The organism is Arthrobacter gandavensis (assembly GCF_015355785.1).
Classification (GTDB): Bacteria; Actinomycetota; Actinomycetes; order Actinomycetales; family Micrococcaceae; genus Arthrobacter_B; species Arthrobacter_B gandavensis_A.
Map to the genome: position 1 here is coordinate 96,398 of NZ_JADKYW010000005.1, position 18,176 is coordinate 114,573.

At 66.5% G+C, this 18,176-nt stretch carries 14 protein-coding genes; 3 read left to right on the forward strand and 11 right to left on the reverse strand.

Annotated features, from left to right (window positions below):
- Positions 1 to 109: 109 nt before the first annotated feature.
- Together ITX31_RS05545 and ITX31_RS05550 are read right to left on the reverse strand one after the other, a co-directional pair.
- Positions 110 to 1,114 (reverse strand): MraY family glycosyltransferase, encoded by a 1,005-nt coding sequence (locus ITX31_RS05545; protein WP_194782496.1) that lies wholly within the window; start codon positions 1,112 to 1,114, stop codon positions 110 to 112.
- The gene (locus ITX31_RS05550) at positions 1,114 to 3,033 is read right to left on the reverse strand and encodes a polysaccharide biosynthesis protein (protein ID WP_194782497.1); all 1,920 of its coding nucleotides are present in this window, start codon (positions 3,031 to 3,033) and stop codon (positions 1,114 to 1,116) included. Before ITX31_RS05550 ends, ITX31_RS05545 begins: the two co-directional genes overlap by 1 nt.
- A gap of 179 nt (positions 3,034 to 3,212) precedes the next feature.
- Here ITX31_RS05550 and ITX31_RS05555 point away from each other — a divergent pair, with 179 nt between their 5' ends.
- The 3 genes from ITX31_RS05555 to ITX31_RS05565 are packed head-to-tail and all read left to right on the forward strand — an operon-like array spanning position 3,213 to position 6,094.
- Positions 3,213 to 4,112 carry a glycosyltransferase gene (locus ITX31_RS05555; RefSeq protein WP_194782498.1) on the forward strand — a complete coding sequence of 300 codons (900 nt, stop codon included), beginning with the start codon at positions 3,213 to 3,215 and terminating at the stop codon, positions 4,110 to 4,112.
- Between the two features lies 1 nt (position 4,113).
- Positions 4,114 to 5,112 (forward strand): glycosyltransferase, encoded by a 999-nt coding sequence (locus tag ITX31_RS05560; protein ID WP_194782499.1) that lies wholly within the window; start codon positions 4,114 to 4,116, stop codon positions 5,110 to 5,112.
- A gap of 4 nt (positions 5,113 to 5,116) precedes the next feature.
- Positions 5,117 to 6,094, forward strand: coding sequence for an NAD-dependent epimerase/dehydratase family protein (locus ITX31_RS05565; RefSeq protein ID WP_194782500.1), 978 nt, complete (start codon positions 5,117 to 5,119; stop codon positions 6,092 to 6,094).
- A gap of 22 nt (positions 6,095 to 6,116) precedes the next feature.
- Here ITX31_RS05565 and ITX31_RS05570 read toward each other — a convergent pair whose 3' ends face one another.
- The 9 genes from ITX31_RS05570 to argS all read right to left on the reverse strand — a co-directional run bounded on the left by ITX31_RS05570 (position 6,117) and on the right by argS (position 18,087).
- A complete protein-coding gene (locus ITX31_RS05570) occupies positions 6,117 to 6,866 on the reverse strand; it encodes an L-threonylcarbamoyladenylate synthase (protein ID WP_194782501.1) in 750 nt (249 codons plus the stop codon).
- 5 nt (positions 6,867 to 6,871) lie between these two features.
- Positions 6,872 to 7,756: a peptide chain release factor N(5)-glutamine methyltransferase gene (prmC, locus tag ITX31_RS05575; protein ID WP_194782502.1), complete on the reverse strand. Its 885-nt coding sequence runs from the start codon at positions 7,754 to 7,756 to the stop codon at positions 6,872 to 6,874.
- An 8-nt stretch (positions 7,757 to 7,764) separates the two neighbouring features.
- Positions 7,765 to 8,844, reverse strand: a complete 1,080-nt coding sequence (gene prfA / locus ITX31_RS05580; RefSeq protein ID WP_194782503.1) for a peptide chain release factor 1 — start codon at positions 8,842 to 8,844, stop codon at positions 7,765 to 7,767.
- A 195-nt stretch (positions 8,845 to 9,039) separates the two neighbouring features.
- Positions 9,040 to 11,136 carry a transcription termination factor Rho gene (gene rho / locus ITX31_RS05585; protein ID WP_194782504.1) on the reverse strand — a complete coding sequence of 699 codons (2,097 nt, stop codon included), beginning with the start codon at positions 11,134 to 11,136 and terminating at the stop codon, positions 9,040 to 9,042.
- A gap of 438 nt (positions 11,137 to 11,574) precedes the next feature.
- Positions 11,575 to 12,546, reverse strand: coding sequence for a homoserine kinase (thrB, locus tag ITX31_RS05590; protein WP_323745591.1), 972 nt, complete (start codon positions 12,544 to 12,546; stop codon positions 11,575 to 11,577).
- Between the two features lie 12 nt (positions 12,547 to 12,558).
- A complete protein-coding gene (gene thrC, locus ITX31_RS05595; protein ID WP_194782506.1) occupies positions 12,559 to 13,683 on the reverse strand; it encodes a threonine synthase in 1,125 nt (374 codons plus the stop codon).
- A 4-nt stretch (positions 13,684 to 13,687) separates the two neighbouring features.
- On the reverse strand, positions 13,688 to 14,986 hold the full coding sequence (locus ITX31_RS05600; RefSeq protein WP_194782507.1) for a homoserine dehydrogenase: 1,299 nt from the start codon (positions 14,984 to 14,986) through the stop codon (positions 13,688 to 13,690).
- Between the two features lie 23 nt (positions 14,987 to 15,009).
- The gene (gene lysA / locus ITX31_RS05605) at positions 15,010 to 16,431 is read right to left on the reverse strand and encodes a diaminopimelate decarboxylase (protein WP_194782508.1); all 1,422 of its coding nucleotides are present in this window, start codon (positions 16,429 to 16,431) and stop codon (positions 15,010 to 15,012) included.
- Between the two features lie 6 nt (positions 16,432 to 16,437).
- The gene (gene argS, locus ITX31_RS05610) at positions 16,438 to 18,087 is read right to left on the reverse strand and encodes an arginine--tRNA ligase (protein ID WP_194782509.1); all 1,650 of its coding nucleotides are present in this window, start codon (positions 18,085 to 18,087) and stop codon (positions 16,438 to 16,440) included.
- Between the last annotated feature and the right edge of the window lie 89 nt (positions 18,088 to 18,176).

Here is an 18,176-nt window from a genome sequence, read left to right on the forward strand (position 1 = left end):
AGTGCGGACGCAGCTTTGTACGTCGCGACGCTTGAATTCTACAGTACATAGAACAGCACTGTGACATTCGTGCCGGCGGCAGGAGCGCCATGGACTCCCCGGCAAGGCATCAGTTGCGCGCCCGAAGCCGCAAACGGGCGGCGATCCGCGGTGAGGCAAGGTACAACGCCGCCACTGCCGCTACGCACAAAGTTCCCGCCGCCGTGGCTCCCCATCCTGAGCCTCCCGTCACAAGGCCGGTGCCGCCAACCAGCAGCGAGGCAACGGTGACCACGGAAGCTGACTGCAGATGGGAGAGACCGGCGTCCGTCAGCCGCTGGTAGACGTGCTGGCGGTGGGCGGCATACCACCGCTCCCCGCGCCAGATCCTGCGCACCAGGGTGGTGAAGGCATCCAGCAGGTAGATCAGGATGGGGAAGAGCAGGTACTCAATGTAGACGCCGGCAAGGAACGCGGCCACGGCCGTGCCTGCGATCGCTGCGCCCAGCAGGTAGCTGCCGACGTCGCCCATAAAGACGGATCCGCGGCCCAGGTTCCAAGGCAGGAAAGCTGCGAAGGCCGCCGCAATCACCGACCCGGCGGCCACGAGCCACACCTGGTCCGAGAGCACACCTGCCATGGCGTAGAGGACACCCACCGCGAGCCCGTGCAGTCCCGAGATGCCGTTGACTCCGTCCATGAAGTTAGCCACGTTGATGTAGCCGGCAATGACGAGGGTTCCCACCGGGACCCACCAGTAGCTCTGGCCCAGGGCGGCGGCCAGGGCTGTAGTTCCGGCTGCACCGATCGCCAGCTGCAGCCCGAAGCGGACCGCCACGGAGAGCCCCCGGAAATCTTCCACCCAGCCCAGCAGCGAAGCCGAGGCGATGATGCCGATCAGCAGGAGGACCAGTGACCGGTCAACTGCCACATACCCGGTCAGCAGCGCCGTTCCGAGGCCGAGCAATACACCAGCCGCGATGGTGGCCCCCACTCCCCTGATAACGGTTTTGGTGTGGGAAGAACGCTCATTGGGTACATCTACGACGCCCAGCCGGCGCAGCAGCGGGATAAATGCGAAGGGCAGCAGCAGGCTCGCCAGGAACGCGGTCGCTGCTGATACGGCAAGAGCCATCAGCCGGTCCGCCGATCGCCCTGCCCGGGTCCGTCCTGGATATCGGCGAGGCGCAGGGCCGCCGTGTCAGGCAGCGGGAAGAGGGGAGTTGCCGCTCCGCCTGCCGTTTCCGCGGCCGCCACCGGGCCGAAGCCGCACCGCCGCAGCCAATCCTCAGCGTCGAGCTCCTCCGGGTCCAGAACGTCGACGGACGCATGGGAAATCTTCGGGTGAAGCGGCCGGGAATCGTCCTCGCCGGTGCCCACCAGGATCTCGTGGAGCTTCTCGCCCTTGCGAAGTCCCGTAAAGACAATCTCCACGTCCTTCCCGGACATGGCGATCATGCGGCGTGCAACGTCCAGGATCCTGACCGGCTCCCCCATGTCCAGGATGAGGACCTCTCCGCCGCGCCCGATTGCGCCGGCCTGGATCACCAGCTGGCATGCCTCGGGAATGGTCATGAAGAAACGCGTAACCTCGGGGTCCGTGACGGTAACCGGACCGCCCTGGCGGATCTGTTCGGTGAACAGCGGCAGCATGGATCCCCGGCTGCCGATCACGTTTCCGAAACGCACCGAAACGAACCGGCGTCCGCTGTGCCCCGCCATCCAGGCTGTGAGCTTCTCCGCCACCCGCTTTGAATGTCCCAGCACGGTGGTGGGATTCGCTGCCTTGTCCGTTGAAATATTCACAAAGTGGCTGACGCCGGACTTCTGCGCCGAGCGCAGCACGTTCGCGGTGCCCAGCACATTGGTCTTCCACGCCTCCAGCGGATACTGCTCCAGCAGCGAGACGTGCTTAAGCGCAGCAGCATGGAAAACGACGTCGGGACGGCGCTGGGCAAAAACCTCGTCCAGCGCCCGCGCGTCGCGGATGTCCGCCAGAACCGTGTCCCGGCCGTTGAGCAGGCCCTGGCCGGTTATCGAAAGCTGGGTGAGCTGGAGGCCGGTTTCGTCCCGGTCCACCATGATCAGTTCACTGGGCTCGAAAGCGGTGATCTGCCGGCAGAGCTCGGAACCGATCGAGCCTCCGGCCCCGGTGACCAGCACCTTCTTGCCCTTGAGGTAGCCGGCTACTTCGTCAACGTGGATGTCCACGGGCCGGCGGCCAATGAGGTCCTCGACGGCCACTTCGCGGAAATCGGTCAGTCCGGCGCCCGTTCCCTTGGCCAGCATGTCCCGGAGCGGGGGAAGCACCATCACCCGGAGGTTCAGGCCTTCGGCCTGGTCCGTGACCTGGCGGACCTGGGACGCATCGGCGTCGGCGATTGCAATGATGAGCACGGTGGCGCGGGTCCGCTGCGTTGCCTCACGGAGGTCGGTAAGCCTGCCTACCACGGGAACGGTGCCAAGCCGCAGGTGCTTCTTGGCCGGATCGTCATCGATCAGGCCAACGGGGAAGTACGGCGAATCCGGATCGTTCATCATCCGCGTGACCAGGGAATTTCCCAGGAAGCCGGCACCGTAGATGAGGGTCCGCTGTGCTTCTTCACCGGGCCGCGCCTTGCTCTCCACATACATCCGCTTCATGTACCGGATGGCAGCCATGAACAGGCAGGCAAAGGGGAACGCCAGGACGCCGGTGCTTCGGGGAATATCGATCGCGAGGCCGAAGAGCGCACTGACCAGGACAAGGATTGCCGAGACCACAATCGTGACCACCGCCAGCAGGCGCATCTCGTGGAAGCTGCCGAAGCTGTACCGTCCGCGGTAGAGGGCAAACGAATACCCAACCACCAGCTGTGTCACGACGGCAACTCCGCAGAACGCAGCCAGGCCGGAAACGTTGATCTCGTCCACGGACAGCTCGTAACGCAGGATCAGGGCCAGGACAATGGCCACCACCCAGGCCAGAGAGTCCAGCACGTATTGGGACCAGAGCCAGAGGGCCGGCTTCTCGTCCCTGACCGGGGTGGTTCTGTCCCTGCTTGAATCGTTCATAGTCCTCAGCGGGCCTGCGCCCGGTTCGTGTCTAGGTTGTAAGCGGTCCTGCCCCGCCGCAGGCACGGCAAGGCGTCCAATCCGGTGTAATAGACTGAATTCTATTCAGCATACTAACTGCACCCCCTTGAACGTCCGGCACCGCCGGGGTATCCGGGCGGAGCCTTGAAAGGATCGTCTTGCCGGAATCAGTGGCCGTGGCAGCGGTGACGTTTGACCGCCCCGATGACGTCAAGACCCTTCTCGGGGCCCTTGCCGCGCAGTCGGCGGCCATCTCTACCGTGGCGCTGGTTGATTCCGGCAACAGCCCCGTCAGGGATATCGCGGAGTCTTCCGCCGCGAACGTGAACTACGTGCGCTCGGAGACGAACCTGGGCGGTGCGGGCGGCTTCTCACTGGCCATCCTCACGGCGATGGCTTCCGGAGCGGAGTGGATCTGGATCATGGATGACGACGCGCATCCGGAAGACCCCGGCTGCCTGCAGGCACTGCTCGACGGCGCCAACGAACGAGGGCTGGACGTCATCCTTCCGCTCGTGGTTGCCCCCGGAAAACCGGATACCCTTTCCTTCCACTTCCGTGTTGACGGCCGCCTCACCCATGACCGGTCCGAGGTAGCCAAGGCCGGGTTCATCCCCGGCGTAGGCCACTTCTTCAACGGCGCGCTGATCCGCCGGGATGTCTTCTTCCGTGTCGGCCTGCCGGACCTGAGGCTCTTTATCCGCGGCGATGAGACGGACTTCATGATCCGGCTTCGCAAGGCAGGCATTCCCTTCGGCACTTTGACCTCGGTGGCGCTGAGCCACCCGGCGGCGTGGTCCGAGGTCCAGGAGATCCTCGGCGGGCGCCTGCACGTGCTGGTCCCTGACACCGAGTTCAAGCGCTTCTTCTTCTACCGCAACCGCGGACACCTGACGCGCAAGTACCGGCGGGTCCGTTCCCTCGCTGCGGACGCGGCAGGCTACCCCATCCATTTCGCACGTACCCGTGACCTGCGCGGGTTCAGGTCCTGGCTGCGTGCCTACGCAGGCGGCTTCCGCGGCAGAACCTTCGGGCCGCCGTCGGACCAGGGCTTCTAGCGTGTCAGCGACGGCAGCGGGGATTGACGGCCTGGCACTGGTAATCGTGACGTTCAACCGGTCCGGCTACCTGCGCGGCCTGCTTGATTCCGTGGCTGCACTGGATCCTGCACCCGAACGCGTGGTGGTGGTGGACAACGCCAGCACCGATGACACGGCTGCCTATCTGGACTCCGCCGCGGACGGCTTCCCGGTTCCGCTGACGGTGCGCACCCTCGCGGAGAACACCGGCGGTTCCGGCGGATTCGCGGCGGGAATCCAGGCAGCGCTGGATCTTGGCGCGCAGTGGCTGTGGCTGATGGACGACGACGTCGAAGCCCTTCCGGGTGCCGTGGCCGCACTGGGCAAGTGGACAGGAAGCTACGACTGCATTCATGGCAGGCGCTACGACGAGGCGGGGAACCCGTTCTTCTGGCAGCACCGGTTCATCCCGCTGCTGGGCCTGCATGTGCCCGTCCGAGGGAACGTCTTCCGGGACAGCGCGGTCTTTGAGACCAACGTGGGCTGTTTCGAGGGGATGCTCGTCAGTGCCGCGGCCGTGCGCGCGATTGGCCTCCCGGATCCGCGGTACTTCATCAACGGTGATGATGAGATTTACGGCTGGCTGGCGTCCCTGAACCACAAAGTCGCCTACGTCAACGACTTCGTGCTGCGCAAGGTGCGTCCGCAGAAGCAGATTGACCTGGGCATCCGGCACCTGAACGATTCAAGCGACCTCAGCCGTTTCTGTGCCATGCGCAACCGCGGGCACACAGCCGGCTACCTGCGCCGCCACGGCCGGTTCAACCGGACGGGGTTCGCGGCGGGTACCTTCCTCACGGCGGCCAAGGAGCTTTTGCGCCTCGCGGCCGTGGAACGCCGGCTCAGCGGAGCCGACGCCCTTTGGAGGGGCTGGCGGGAATCCCGGGCAATCCTCAGGGACGCCGGATGGCAGCCCATGCCGCCCCTCACCCGGTCCTCGAGCCCCGCAGTTCCACAAGATCCCGAACCGGCAGGATAGTCCCTTGAGCAGCGATTCACCCGCCGGCCGTACCGCCGGACCGGAGCGCGTCTGGGCTCTCCTCGGCGCCAGCGGTTTCATCGGCAGTTCGCTGGCAGCGGTCCTCACCCGCGCCGGCATCACCGTGCGTTTCGTGAAGGCTCCCCGCCTCAGTGCCCGGTCCTTGAACGCGCCCGGCATCCTCGCCGAGGCAGCCGATCTCCGGTACGTCCGGCAGGACCTGGCCGCTGAACTTGCGGGAGCGGACGTCGTGATCAACGCGGCGGGCCTGGCTACACCCACCGGCGCCGACTCTTCCGAACTGCGCGGCGCCAACGCACTGCTGCCCGTGCTCATCGCCGATGCCGCGGATGACGCCGGTGCCCGGCGCTTTATCCACCTCAGCAGTGCCGCCGTCCAAGGACACCGTCCGCTGCTGGATGAGAGCACCGGGACCGAGCCGTTTTCCGCCTACTCCCGGTCCAAGGCACTCGGCGAAGCCGCCCTGGGAGCGCGGGCACGGGGCAAGTGCGCGGTGACCAGCCTGCGCGCCACCTCTGTCCAGGGCATTTCCCGCCAGACTACGGCGTCACTTGTCCGGGTAGCCTCCACCCCGCTCTCCTCCGTCGCCGGCCGCGGCGAGTCTCCGAGCCCCGTAAGCTCCGTGGATGCCCTGTGCGGCCTTGTGCTGGCGGCGGGCCGGTATTCCGGCAGCGTGCCGCCGGTCATTCTGCAGCCCTGGGAGGGTGCCACCGTGGCCTCCGTGCTCAGCGCTGCCGGCGGACGCAGTCCCCTGCACCTGCCGGTATGGCTCTGCCGCACGGCCCTGCGGACCGGCTACCTGGTTTCGGGACTGCTCGGCGAGCGCCTGCATGGAGCACTGCGCCGGGTTGAAATGATGTGGTTCGGCCAGCGGCAGGAACCGGGCTGGGCCGAGGCAACCGGAAACGTACCGGAGCCGCGCGTCCACCAGGTCCTTGAAGCTGCCCGGAAAACCGCCTAGGAACGGTCTTGCGGGCGGGCTCCTAGGCCTGGGATTCCGGCTGGAGCTCCGTGCCGCCGTCGGCCGGTTCATCCGAAGCGGCAGTCTCACCGGGAACGTCACTCGCCGGCTCCTCGCCAAGCCCCAGCACAGACGGGACCACCGCCCGGAGCTCTTCCAGGCTGACGGCGCCGTCGCGCACCACCCGCAGGACGGGACCGGTGGCGTCAACGATCGTGGACGGAATTCCCTCGCTGCCCTCGGCGGGACGCGGCCCTGCTTCCAGGTACACTTCAACGGATTCGGCCAGCTGGGCCTGTGCCTCGGCCGCAGTCTGTGCGGCGGGCTGGCCCGTGCGGTTGGCCGAGGAGACAGCCATCGGGCCGGTCAGGGCCAGGAGGTCCAGCGCAATATCGTCGTCGGGCATCCGCAGCGCCACTGTGCCCCTGGTGTCCCCCAGGTCCCAGGTGAGCGAAGGCTGCGCATTGAAAATGATGGTGAGGCCGCCGGGCCAGAAGGCTTGGGCGAGGGCACGGGCCTCCTCAGGGACATCCACTGCCAGTCCGTCCATTGTCTGGAGCCGGGGCACCAGGACGGGCGGCGGCATGGACCGGCCACGGCCCTTCGCTGCCAGCAGCGTCGCCACGGCCTGGGGCGAAAACGCGTCGGCACCGATTCCGTAGACGGTGTCGGTGGGGAGCACTATGCACTGCCGGTTGGCGATGGCCTGCTGCGCGGCAGCTAGTCCGGCACTGCGGGTATTAGAATCTGAGCAGTCAAAGCTGGTGGTCACGGGGCTTAGTCTTTCACGTCGGGAAGGTCGGGAAGAGTGGTTGGGGCTGCTGACCGGACTGCCGAGGTTGCCCGGGGGCGGCCGTTCAGGTCCTTGTGGGAAGCGATGTCCTGCCAAGCCGGATCCGCTGTCAGCCGATCGGCAATCGTGCCGGCCTGGACCTCGGCATGTTCCATTACAAAGTAGCCGCCCGGTTTGAGCAGCCGCGCCGCGGTCCTGGCAGCGGCGTCGGGAAGCTCCATCCCGTCCTCTCCCCCACCGTAGAGGGCCATGGCCGGATCATGTTCCGCGGCTTCGGGTTCGTTGGGCACGGCACCGGACGGGATGTAGGGCGGGTTGGACGCAACGACGTCGAACGTGCCGTCCTCCCCGGCCAGGGCGCTCCGCAAATCACCCTCAAGTACCTGCACGCCCAGCGGTTCGAGGTTCTTCCGGGCCCAGGCGAGGGCCAGCGGACTCAGTTCCACCGCGACGACCTGCGCATCCGGGACCTCGGCGGCCAGCGATCCGGCAATGGCACCGGACCCGGTTCCAAGGTCCGCGACCCGGGCCGGTGCCGGCACCAGCAGTGCCTGGTCGATGGCCAGCTGTGCCACGGTTTCGGTTTCCGGCCGAGGCACGAAAACACCGGGCCCCACGGCCAGTTCCAGGCGGCGGAAGTACGCCCTCCCGGTCAGGTGCTGCAGCGGAATGCGGCGGGCACGTTCGGCAACCAGTTCGGCGTAGCCCTCCGGCGCAGCAGCGTCCGTGTAGGCCAGTGCCTTCACCCGGCCCACGCTTTCGCCAAGCAGGTGCGCCGCGAGCAGCTCAGCGTCCACCCGAGGGCTGGGCACGCCGGCCGCTGCCAGTTCCGCTGCGGCATTCCGCAGGGCCGTCTCCAGGGAGGGCACAGCCTGTCCTAGGCTTCGTCGCCGATTGCGTCCAGCCGGGCCTGCTCATCCATTTCAATGGCAGCCTGGACAACCGCTTCAAGGTCGCCGTTCATGACCGTGTCCAGGTTGTAGGCCTTGTAGCCCGTGCGGTGGTCAACAATTCGGTTCTCCGGGTAGTTGTAGGTGCGGATGCGCTCGGAGCGGTCCATGGTGCGGATCTGGGACTTGCGGATGTCCGAGTTCGCGGCGTCGATCTTTTCCTGTTCATGTGCCAGGATGCGGGAGCGCAGCACACGCATGGCTGCTTCGCGGTTCTGCAGCTGGGACTTCTCGTTCTGCATGGCCACGACAATGCCGGTGGGCAGGTGGGTAATGCGTACGGCGGAGTCGGTGGTGTTCACGGACTGGCCGCCGGGACCGGAGGACCGGTAGACGTCAATCTTGAGGTCGTTCTGGTTGATTTCGACTTCTTCGGGCTCATCCACCTCGGGCAGTACCAGCACGCCGGCGGCGGATGTGTGGATGCGGCCCTGGGATTCCGTCACGGGAACACGCTGCACGCGGTGCACGCCGCCTTCGTACTTCAGGCGGGCGTAAACCCCTTCGGCCGGGTCGTTGGATGAACCCTTGATGGCCATCGAAACGTCCTTGAAGCCGCCAAGGTCCGATTCGGTCGCGGAGATGACCTCGGTCCGCCAGCCGCGGGATTCAGCGTAGCGGGTGTACATGCGCAGCAGGTCACCGGCGAAGAGTGCAGCTTCGTCGCCGCCTTCACCACCCTTGACCTCGATGATGACGTCGCGGCCGTCATTGGGGTCGCGCGGAATGAGCAGGCGGCGCAGTTTTTCCTGGGCTTCGGCCAGCTGGTCCTTGAGCACGGGCACCTCGGCGGCAAATTCCGGATCCTCCGCTGCCATTTCCTGGGCTGCAGCGAGGTCGTCTTCCAGGCCGTGCCAGGAGTTGTAGGCGTCGACGATGCGGCTCAGTTCGGCGTAGCGCCGTCCCAGCCGGCGGGCCAGCCCCTGGTCCGCGTGCACGGCCGGGTCGGAGAGCCGCATCTGGAGTTCGGCGTGCTCATCCAGCAGTCCCTGTATGGACTCAAACATTGTTTTCCATTCCTTCTTCGCACCGTGGGAAGCGCGCCTGTGTTCGCGGATCCCGCTGCTGTCTTAGAACCATTCTCGCCCCGGGCGGCAGCTGATAATAATCGGCTGCCGCTGCACTGCGGTTAACTGCCAAGCCGCCCAGGCCCCCGGATCCTCCTGGAGAGGGCCGGGGGCATGAGCGGCTCGGTGGGGCAGCTAATCGTTCTTGGTGCCCAGGGTGGTCTTCTGCACCTGCATCAGGAACTCAACGTTGGACTGGGTTTCCTTGATCTTGCCGGTAAGCAGTTCAAGTGCCTGCTGCGTGTCCAAGCCGGAGAGCACGCGGCGCAGGCGCCACATGATCTTGACCTCTTCAGCCGAAAGCAGGTTCTCTTCGCGCCGGGTTCCCGAGGCGTTGACGTCCACGGCCGGGAAGATGCGCTTGTCCGCGAGGTTGCGGGAGAGGCGCAGTTCCATGTTGCCGGTGCCCTTGAACTCTTCGAAGATGACTTCGTCCATCTTGGACCCGGTCTCGACGAGCGCGGTGGCCAGGATGGTCAGCGAGCCGCCGTTTTCGATGTTGCGGGCAGCACCGAAGAAGCGCTTCGGCGGGTACAGTGCGGAGGAATCCACGCCGCCGGAGAGGATACGGCCCGACGCCGGGGCGGCCAGGTTGTAGGCACGGCCCAGTCGGGTCATGGAGTCCAGCAGGACCACGACGTCGTTGCCCATTTCCACGAGGCGCTTGGCCCGCTCAATGGCGAGTTCGGCGACCGTGGTGTGGTCATCGGCCGGACGGTCGAAGGTGGAGGCAATGACCTCGCCCTTGACGGTGCGCTGCATGTCGGTGACTTCTTCGGGACGTTCGTCCACGAGGACCATCATCAGGTGCACTTCGGGGTTGTTGATGGAGATCGCGTTGGCGATCGCCTGCAGGATCAGCGTCTTGCCTGCCTTCGGCGGGGAGACGATCAGGCCGCGCTGGCCCTTGCCAATCGGGGCAACCAGGTCGATGACACGGGGGCCGATGACCTTGGGCGAGGTCTCCAGGCGCAGGCGCTCGGAGGGGTAGAGCGGAACCAGCTTGTTGAATTCAACGCGGTCCTTGTTGTCCTCGGCAGGCTTGCCGTTGACGGAAGTCAGGCGGACCAGTGCGTTGAACTTCTGGCGTGCAGTGTTGCCCTGGTTCTCGCCTTCACGCGGAGCGCGGATGGCACCAACCACGGCGTCGCCCTTGCGCAGGTTGTACTTCTTGACCTGGGCGAGGGAAACGTAGACGTCGTTCGGGCCGGGCAGGTAGCCGGAGGTGCGGACGAACGCGTAGTTCTCCAGCACGTCCAGGATGCCTGCGACGGGCAGCAGGACGTCGTCTTCGGTGACCTCGACATCGTCAACCTCGGGGCTGCGGTCACGGTTGCGGCGCCGCTCGTTGCGGTCGCGGAACCTGTCGTTGCGGTCACCGCGGTCGTTGCGGTCGTTCCGGTTGCGGTTGCGGCGGTTGCGTCCGCTGCGGCCGTTGTCATCGCCGTCGGAGTCGCGGTTGTCGCGGTTGTCCCGGTTGTCGCGGTTGTCCCGGTTGTCGCGGTTGTCCCGGTTGTTCTCGCGGTTGTCCCGGTCATTCCGGTTGTTCTCGCGGTCGTTCTTTTCGCCGCGGTCGTTGCGGTTGCGGCTGCGCCCTGAACGCTCGCTCCGGTCTTCCTCACGGGACTCGCGGGATTCGTGGGCAGCTTCGCCCTTCTCGGCCTTGTCCTGCGCGGAACCTGCCTCGGACGAAGTCTCTTCAGCGGGGTTCTCGTTGTCGCTGCGGCGGTTGCGGCGGTTCCGGCCGCGCTCGCGCTGGCCTTCTTCACGGCCGCTTTCCTGCGCCGGAGCGGCTGCGGGGGCTTCCGCCGGCGCTGCTTCAGCGGCTTCGCCGGCGGCGGGAGAGACGACGCCGTCGCTCGCTGCACGGCGGTTGCGGTTGCGGGTGCGGGACGGACGCTCGGCGGCTTTCTCGCCCGCCGCCTCAGTCGGGGCTGCGGCTTCGCCGGCCGGGCGCTCGGCCACGGCCTTGTCCGCCTGCGGCGCCTCGGCCTTCGAGCCGCGGACCGGACGGTCTGCTACTGCTCCGCCGCGCTGGTGGTTCGAGATGGCGGTAACCAGGTCGCCCTTGCGCATGCGGGATCCGCCGGTGATGCCCAGCTGCCCCGCCAGTGCCTGCAGCTGTGCAAGCTTCAGGCCGGCAAGGCCGGAGCTCTTGGAATCCGATTCACCGTTGGAACCGGCGGATGCTGATGAGTCCACACCTGCAGTCAGGTCGGTGGTATCTGTCACGAAGGATCCTTCCCCCTCGTCGGGCGGTCCGGCATGGGTGCCGGCCGCGTTGAATGGCCCTGGAACCGATGATCTGGCATGCGGTCCAGGGTTCACCTGCTGCGGGGAATCCCGGCAACGGTGAAATCTGCTGGTGCCTTGGTTTGAGAGTCCACGGGATCAGGCAGCCAGGCTGCCGAAAACGCGTGGATCAGATAATCGTTCGACTGGCCGTTTCTTGGCAGTCTCCGGAAGGCTACACCGATGCTTGCATTTCCGCGGGTGGACTGTGCCCTGCCGTCCGAATTGTTATGAAGGCTGCTGAGCCGCCAGCACCTGGGCTGGAAACTGCAGGTCAGTCAACTAATCCGGTCATAAGGAACAAGCCACGGTGGTCCACAGAGTGGGACGACCTGCCGGTGGAAGCACAAATACGGTTACATACCGACTTACGGGTATCTACCGTTGGTGCAGTACCACTCTAGCACCATCTCGGTCCACGCCAAGTCGAAGCACACGCCAATTTCCGCTGGTTTCCCCGCCGAGGCGTGCCGTAAGGAACGCTTCGACGGCGTCCGCCTGCCCGGCACCGGCGGCCAGGACCATCACGGTGGGCCCGGCGCCGGAAACCACTGCGGCAAAGCCTGCGGCACGCAGGGACTGAATCAGCTCTGCACTGGGCGCCATGGCCGGGGCGCGGTACCCCTGGTGCAGGAAGTCTTCGGTTCCTTCGCGCAGCAGCGACGGGTCCGCAGTGAGGGCCTGCATCAGCAGTGCCGCCCGGCCGGAGTTCGCGGCCGCGTCCCGGTGCGGGACCATGGCGGGCAACAGCCCCCGTGCACTTTCAGTTGAAAGTTCAGTAGCAGGCACTGCGGCCACCGGGATGATGTCCGGATGAACATCCGCGCGGACGGACCGGAAGACGCCGTCCTGTTCCCAGGAGACCGCCAGCGCACCGGCGAGGGCGGGAGCTACGTTGTCCGGGTGTCCTTCCAGGGCAGAACAGGCGTGCAGCAGGCCGGCAGCGTCAAGGCGGGCCGAATCCGGCAGCAGGGCATTGCCCGCCAGCACGCCGGAAACGATCGCCGATGCAGAGGATCCGAGTCCGCGGCCATGCGGAATGACGTTCTCGCATTCAAGTTCGAAGCCGCCGGAGCCATAGCCTGCGCTCCGGATGGTGTCCACGATGGTCCGGGCCACCAGGTGGGTTTCGTCTGTGGGCAGCACCGAAGCACCCTCGCCGCTGACCCGCACCCGGATCCCGTTCGAGTCCGTGGTGCGTACCCGAACCGTGTCATACAGCGTGAGCGCCAAGCCCAGCGAATCGAAGCCGGGCCCCAGGTTGGCGCTGGTGGCCGGCACCCGGACGCTAATGTCCTGACCTGCGGCAACCCGGGCAGCCGAAGCGGTGTCCGCCTTCTGGATTTCCACCTGCATTCCCGGTTAGCGGGCTTCAGCCGGGGCGGACTCTTCCAGCCCCAGGGCAGCGGCAACGCTGACGACGTCGAAGTCCACCTTGGTAGGCTCAACATCTGATCCGTCTGCGGTGCGGAGGGCCCACTGCGGGTCCTTCAGGCCGTGGCCGGTAACGGTGATGACGATCTTCTTGCCGGTGGGGACCTCCCCTGCGGCATGCTTCTTCAGCAGGCCTGCCACGCCGGCGGCGGAAGCCGGTTCAACGAAGACACCCTCACGGGAAGAGAGCCAGCGGTGCGCTTCGAGGATCTCAGTATCCGAAACGGCTTCGATGAGGCCGCCGGATTCGTCGCGCGCGGCGATTGCCTGGTCCCAGGACGCCGGATTGCCGATGCGGATGGCAGTGGCAATCGTGTCCGGGTCCGTGACCGGATGGCCCTTGACCAGCGGTGATGCGCCTTCGGCCTGGAACCCCCACATGACCGGGGTCTTGGTGGCAACGGGGGCCAGCTCGATGCCGGCCTGGTTGGTCCACGGCTGGGCGTACTCCTGATAGCCGCGCCAGTACGCTGTGATGTTGCCCGCGTTGCCCACCGGAAGCAGGTGGTAGTCCGGGGCGTCGCCCAGATAGTCCACAACCTCGAAGGAGGCGGTCTTCTGTCCTTCGATGCGGGCCGGGTTCACCGAGTTGACCAGGAACACCGGGTAGGCCTCGGCCAGCTTGCGGGCCACTTCCAGGCAGTTGTCGAAGTTGCCGTTGACCTGCAGCAGCTCGGCGCCGTGCGCGATGGCCTGGCTGAGCTTGCCCATGGAGATCTTGCCGTCCGGCACCAGCACGGCGCAGGTGAGTCCGGCCTGGGTGGCGTAGGCGGCGGCGGAAGCGCTTGTGTTGCCGGTGGAGGCACAGACAACAGCCTTTGCTCCGGCTTCCACGGCGGCGGTCATGGCCATGGTCATGCCGCGGTCCTTGAACGAACCGGTGGGGTTCATGCCTTCGACCTTGAGGTAGACCTCGTTGCCGGTCAGCTCGGAGAGCGCCTTTGCGTGGACCAGCGGGGTGCCGCCTTCACCCAGGGTAATAACCTCGGTTTTGTCGGTTACCGGCAGACGGTCGGCATATTCGCGGATAACGCCGCGCCATTGATGAGCCAAGGTTCTAGACCCCTTCTACCCGCAGTACGGATGTGACTGAATTGATGACGTCCAGGCCCTTGATGGCCTCAACGGTGGCCGCCAGCGCGGCCTCGGGCGCCCGGTGGGTGACGAAGCGCAGTTCGGCGCTGGCGCCGGCTGCGTCGGTGTGGCTTTTCTGGCGCATGGTTTCGATCGAGACACCGTTTTCGGCGAAGACGCGGGCGACGGCGGAGAGGACTCCCGGTGCGTCGGCAACGTCCAGGCCAATGCTGTAGCTCGTAGTGACCTTCTCCAGCGGCAGGGCTGGAACGTGCCCGGAGGCCGCTTCCACGCCCATGTGGCCGCCGAGCACCAGGCGGCGGGCAACGGTGACCACGTCGCCCATCACTGCGGAGGCAGTCGGCGTGCCGCCGGCACCCTGGCCGTAGAACATGAGCTCTCCGGCGTTTTCGGCCTCAACAAAGACGGCGTTGAACGCACCGTGCACTGCGGCAAGCGGGTGCGTGCGCGGCAGGAGCGTGGGGTGTACGCGGACGCTGACGCCCTCGGCGCCGTCGGACTCCAGCTTTTCGGCGATCGCCAGCAGCTTGATGACAAAGCCCGCGTCCTTGGCGGCGGAAATATCCGCTGCCGTGACGGACGTGATGCCTTCGCAGGACACGTTGGCCATCTCGAAGGTGGTGTGGAAAGCGAGGGAAGCCAGAATCGCGCCCTTTGCGGCGGCGTCGTGCCCTTCGACGTCGGCTGTCGGGTCCGCTTCGGCGTAGCCGAGCCGCTGGGCTTCGGCAAGGGCATCGGCGAACTGCGCGCCGGTGGAATCCATGGCGTCGAGGATGTAGTTGGTGGTGCCGTTGACGATGCCCAGGACCCGGGTGATCCGGTCACCGGAGAGGCTGTCGCGGATCGGGCCGAGGATCGGAATGGCTCCGGCAACCGCGGCTTCGTAGGCCAGGCGGACACCGGCGGCGTCGGCCTTTTCATACAACGCGGCGCCGTCGGCAGCCAGCAGCGCCTTGTTGCCGGTGACCACGGAGGCTCCGTTGCCGATAGCGTGCAGGATCAGGCTGCGCGCCGGCTCAAGTCCGCCCATGAGCTCGATGACGATGTCCGCGGACTCGACCAGCGACTCCGCGTCGGTGGTGAACAGCTCGCGCGGCAGCTCCACGTCGCGGGGAGCGTCCAGGCTGCGGACGGCAATTCCAGCCAGTTCGAGCTGCGCACCGGTGCGTGCCGTCAGGTCAGCGGCATCGTTCAGGAGAATCCGGGCTACCTGGGATCCCACGTTGCCGCAGCCCAGCAGGGCCACCTTGAGTGTCTTCATTGCTTTGCGTTCTCCAATACCGGTCATGAAACGTCCCGCGCCAGCAGGTCTTCTTCGGTCTCGCCGCGGATAATCAGCCGCGCAGCGCCGTCCCGGACAGCCACGACGGGCGGACGGGCAATGTAGTTGTAATTGCTCGACAGCGCCCAGCAGTACGCGCCGGTGCCGGGAACGGCCACCAAATCTCCGTGGCCAACGTCCGAGGGCAGATAAACATCCCTCACCACTATGTCCCCGCTCTCGCAGTGTTTGCCAACCACGCGCGAAATAACCGCGTCATGTTCCGAGGCGCGGGAGGCCAGGACGGCGGAGTAGTCCGCGTCATACAGGACGGGCCGGGCGTTGTCGCTCATGCCGCCGTCAACGGAAACGTAGCGCCGTTCCGCGGAGCCGCCGTCGGCGGTATCCACGCGAACCGTCTTGACGGTCCCCGCCCGGTACAGCGTGAACGTGGTGGAACCCACGATCGCACGGCCGGGTTCAATCGAGATACGCGGCACGGCAAGGCCCAGCTCGGCGCAGGTGCCGGAGACAACGGCGGCCATTGCTGCGGCGATCTCCGCAGCCGGACGCGGCGTGTCCGCTTCGGTGTAGGCGATTCCGTAGCCGCCGCCCAGGTCCAGTTCGGGCAGTTCAACGCCGTGGAGTGCCTTGACCTCGGCCAGGAAAGCCAGCAGGCGGCGGGCTGCTTCCTCGAATCCGGCCGGGTCGAAGATCTGCGAGCCGATGTGGCTGTGCAGGCCAAGCAGCCGGATGCCGGGGTTCCGCAGGGCCGCAGCCACGGCTTCCGCGGCCGGGGACATGCCGGATGCGGGGTCGGCGGCCATGGACAGGCCGAACTTCTGGTCCTCGTGTGCCGTGGCGATGAACTCATGGGTGTGGGCGTGCACGCCGGGGGTCAGGCGCAGCATCACGTTGGCCTGCACCCCGCGCTCCTGCGCCAGGGCGCCCAGCCGGTGGAGTTCCGGGAGGGAGTCCACCACGATCCGGCCCAGTTCCATGTCCAGCGCGCGGTTCAGTTCGGCGTCCGATTTGTTGTTGCCGTGCAGGCCCAGGTTCGCACCGGGAATTCCGGCGCGGGCTGCAACCGCCAGCTCGCCGCCGGAGCAGGTGTCCAGCCGCAGCCCTTCCGAGGCAACCCAGCGGGCGATTTCCGTGCACAGGAACGCCTTGCCGGCGTAGTAGACGTCAACTCCCCCGCAGGCGTCCATGAACGCCGCGTCGAAGGAGTCCTTGAAGTCCCGTGCCCGGGCGCGGAAATCCGCTTCGGAGACCACGAACAGCGGGGTCCCGAACTCGGCGGCGAGGGCGGAGGCGGGAATGCCGGAAATCTCCAGCTCACCGTTCCCGCTGCGCTGCACGTCGCGCGCCCACATCCCGGTGCGGAGCGCGTTGGAGTCTTCGGGGAAGCTGAGCCACTGCGGAGCCAGCGGGGAAACACTCATGAATTCTTACATCCGTTCCGGTGCGGAGACGCCCAGCAGGTCCAGTCCGTTGGCCAGGACCTGGCGTGCGGCGGTGTTCAGCCACAGGCGCGTGCGGTTTACGTCGGTGACCTCTTCGCCGTTCTGCGGGGCGATGCGGCAGGCGTCGTACCAGCGGTGGTAGGTGCCGGCAATGACTTCCAGGTGCCGGGCAACGCGGTGCGGCTCGCGGAAGGTACTGGCCTGGGCCACGACGCCGGGGTACTGGCCGAGTGCGGCGAGCAGCGCGCCCTCGGTCGGGTGGGACAGCAGGGCGGCGTCGAACGCGGAGTCATCCACGCCGGCGGCATCGGCGTTGCGGGCCAGGGCGTAGGTCCGGGCGTGCGCGTACTGGACGTAGAACACCGGGTTCTCGTTGCTGCGCCTGGTCAGCAGGTCCAGGTCGATGTCGATGTTCGAGTCTGCGGAGAAGCGGGCCAGGGTGTAGCGGGCAGCATCGACGCCGACGGCGTCCACCAGGTCCTCGAGCGTGACCACGGTTCCGGCACGCTTGGACATGCGCACGGGCTTGCCGTCCTTGACCAGGTTCACCATCTGGCCGATCAGCACCTCGACGCACTCCGGGTCATGGCCCAGAGCAGCGGCGGCGGCCTTGAGCCGGGCAACGTAGCCGTGGTGGTCGGCCCCGAGCATGTAGATGTTCAGGTCGAACCCGCGCTCGCGCTTGTTCTGGATGTAGGCGATGTCACCGGCAATGTAGGCGGCGTTGCCGTCCGACTTGATGACTACGCGGTCCTTGTCATCGCCGAAATCGGTGGAGTTCAGCCACCAGGCGCCGTCCTTCTCGTACAGGTTCCCGGAGCCCTTGAGCTTCTCGAGCAGCATTTCAACCTGCCCGTTTTCGTGCAGGGAATCCTCGTGGAAGTACACGTCGAAATCCACGCCGAAGTTGTGCAGGGATTCCTTGATGTCACCGAACATCAGATCCACGCCGATGGCACGGAAACGCTCCTGCGCCTCGGCCTCCGGCAGTTCAAGGATGTTGGACTCAACCGCGAGCACGCGGGAGGCGATGTCCTCAATGTAGGCACCGGCGTAACCGTCTTCCGGTGCCGGCTCGCCCTTGGCGGAGGCCAGCAGGGAGCGGGCAAAGCGGTCGATCTGCGCACCGTGGTCGTTGAAGTAGTACTCGCGGGTGACTTCCGCACCCTGGGATTCGAAGACCCGGGCCAGGGCATCGCCGACGGCGGCCCAGCGGGTTCCGCCCAGGTGGATCGGCCCGGTGGGGTTCGCGGAGACGAACTCGAGGTTGATCCGGGTGCCGGAGAGCGCATCGGAGCGGCCGTAGGCGGGGCCCGCTTCAACGATGGCCTTGGCCAGCTCACCGGCGGCACCGGCGTCGAGCGTAATGTTCAGGAAGCCGGGGCCGGCGATGTCCACCTTCGCGACGCCGTCGATCTTCGCCAGCCGCGAGGACAGGATTTCGGCGAACTGACGGGGATTCATGCCGGCCTGCTTGGACAGCTGCAGGGCAATGTTGGTGGCCCAGTCACCGTGGTCCCGGTTCCTCGGCCGCTCCACGCGGACCTCGGAGGGAAGCTCGATGCTGAAATCACCCGCATCGATGGCGTCTTTGAGGCAGGCAGTTACGGCAGAGGAAAGTTCTTCAGGAGTCACCGGTTAAGCATAGCGGGGCGGCCCGCGCGGGCCTTATTCCTGCCGTTTGCGTCTGCCGGACGGCCGCTCGGGCATCCGTGCGGCCACCG

Excerpts from the sequence above, each read along its gene's own strand:
- prfA (WP_194782503.1), bottom strand. The coding sequence starts at position 8,844 with ATGTTTGAGTCCATACAGGGACTGCTGGATGAGCACGCCGAACTCCAG.
- lysA (WP_194782508.1), bottom strand. The coding sequence starts at position 16,431 with ATGAGTGTTTCCCCGCTGGCTCCGCAGTGGCTCAGCTTCCCCGAAGAC.
- ITX31_RS05600 (WP_194782507.1), bottom strand. The coding sequence starts at position 14,986 with ATGAAGACACTCAAGGTGGCCCTGCTGGGCTGCGGCAACGTGGGATCC.
- ITX31_RS05545 (WP_194782496.1), bottom strand. The coding sequence starts at position 1,114 with ATGGCTCTTGCCGTATCAGCAGCGACCGCGTTCCTGGCGAGCCTGCTG.
- ITX31_RS05550 (WP_194782497.1), bottom strand. The coding sequence starts at position 3,033 with ATGAACGATTCAAGCAGGGACAGAACCACCCCGGTCAGGGACGAGAAG.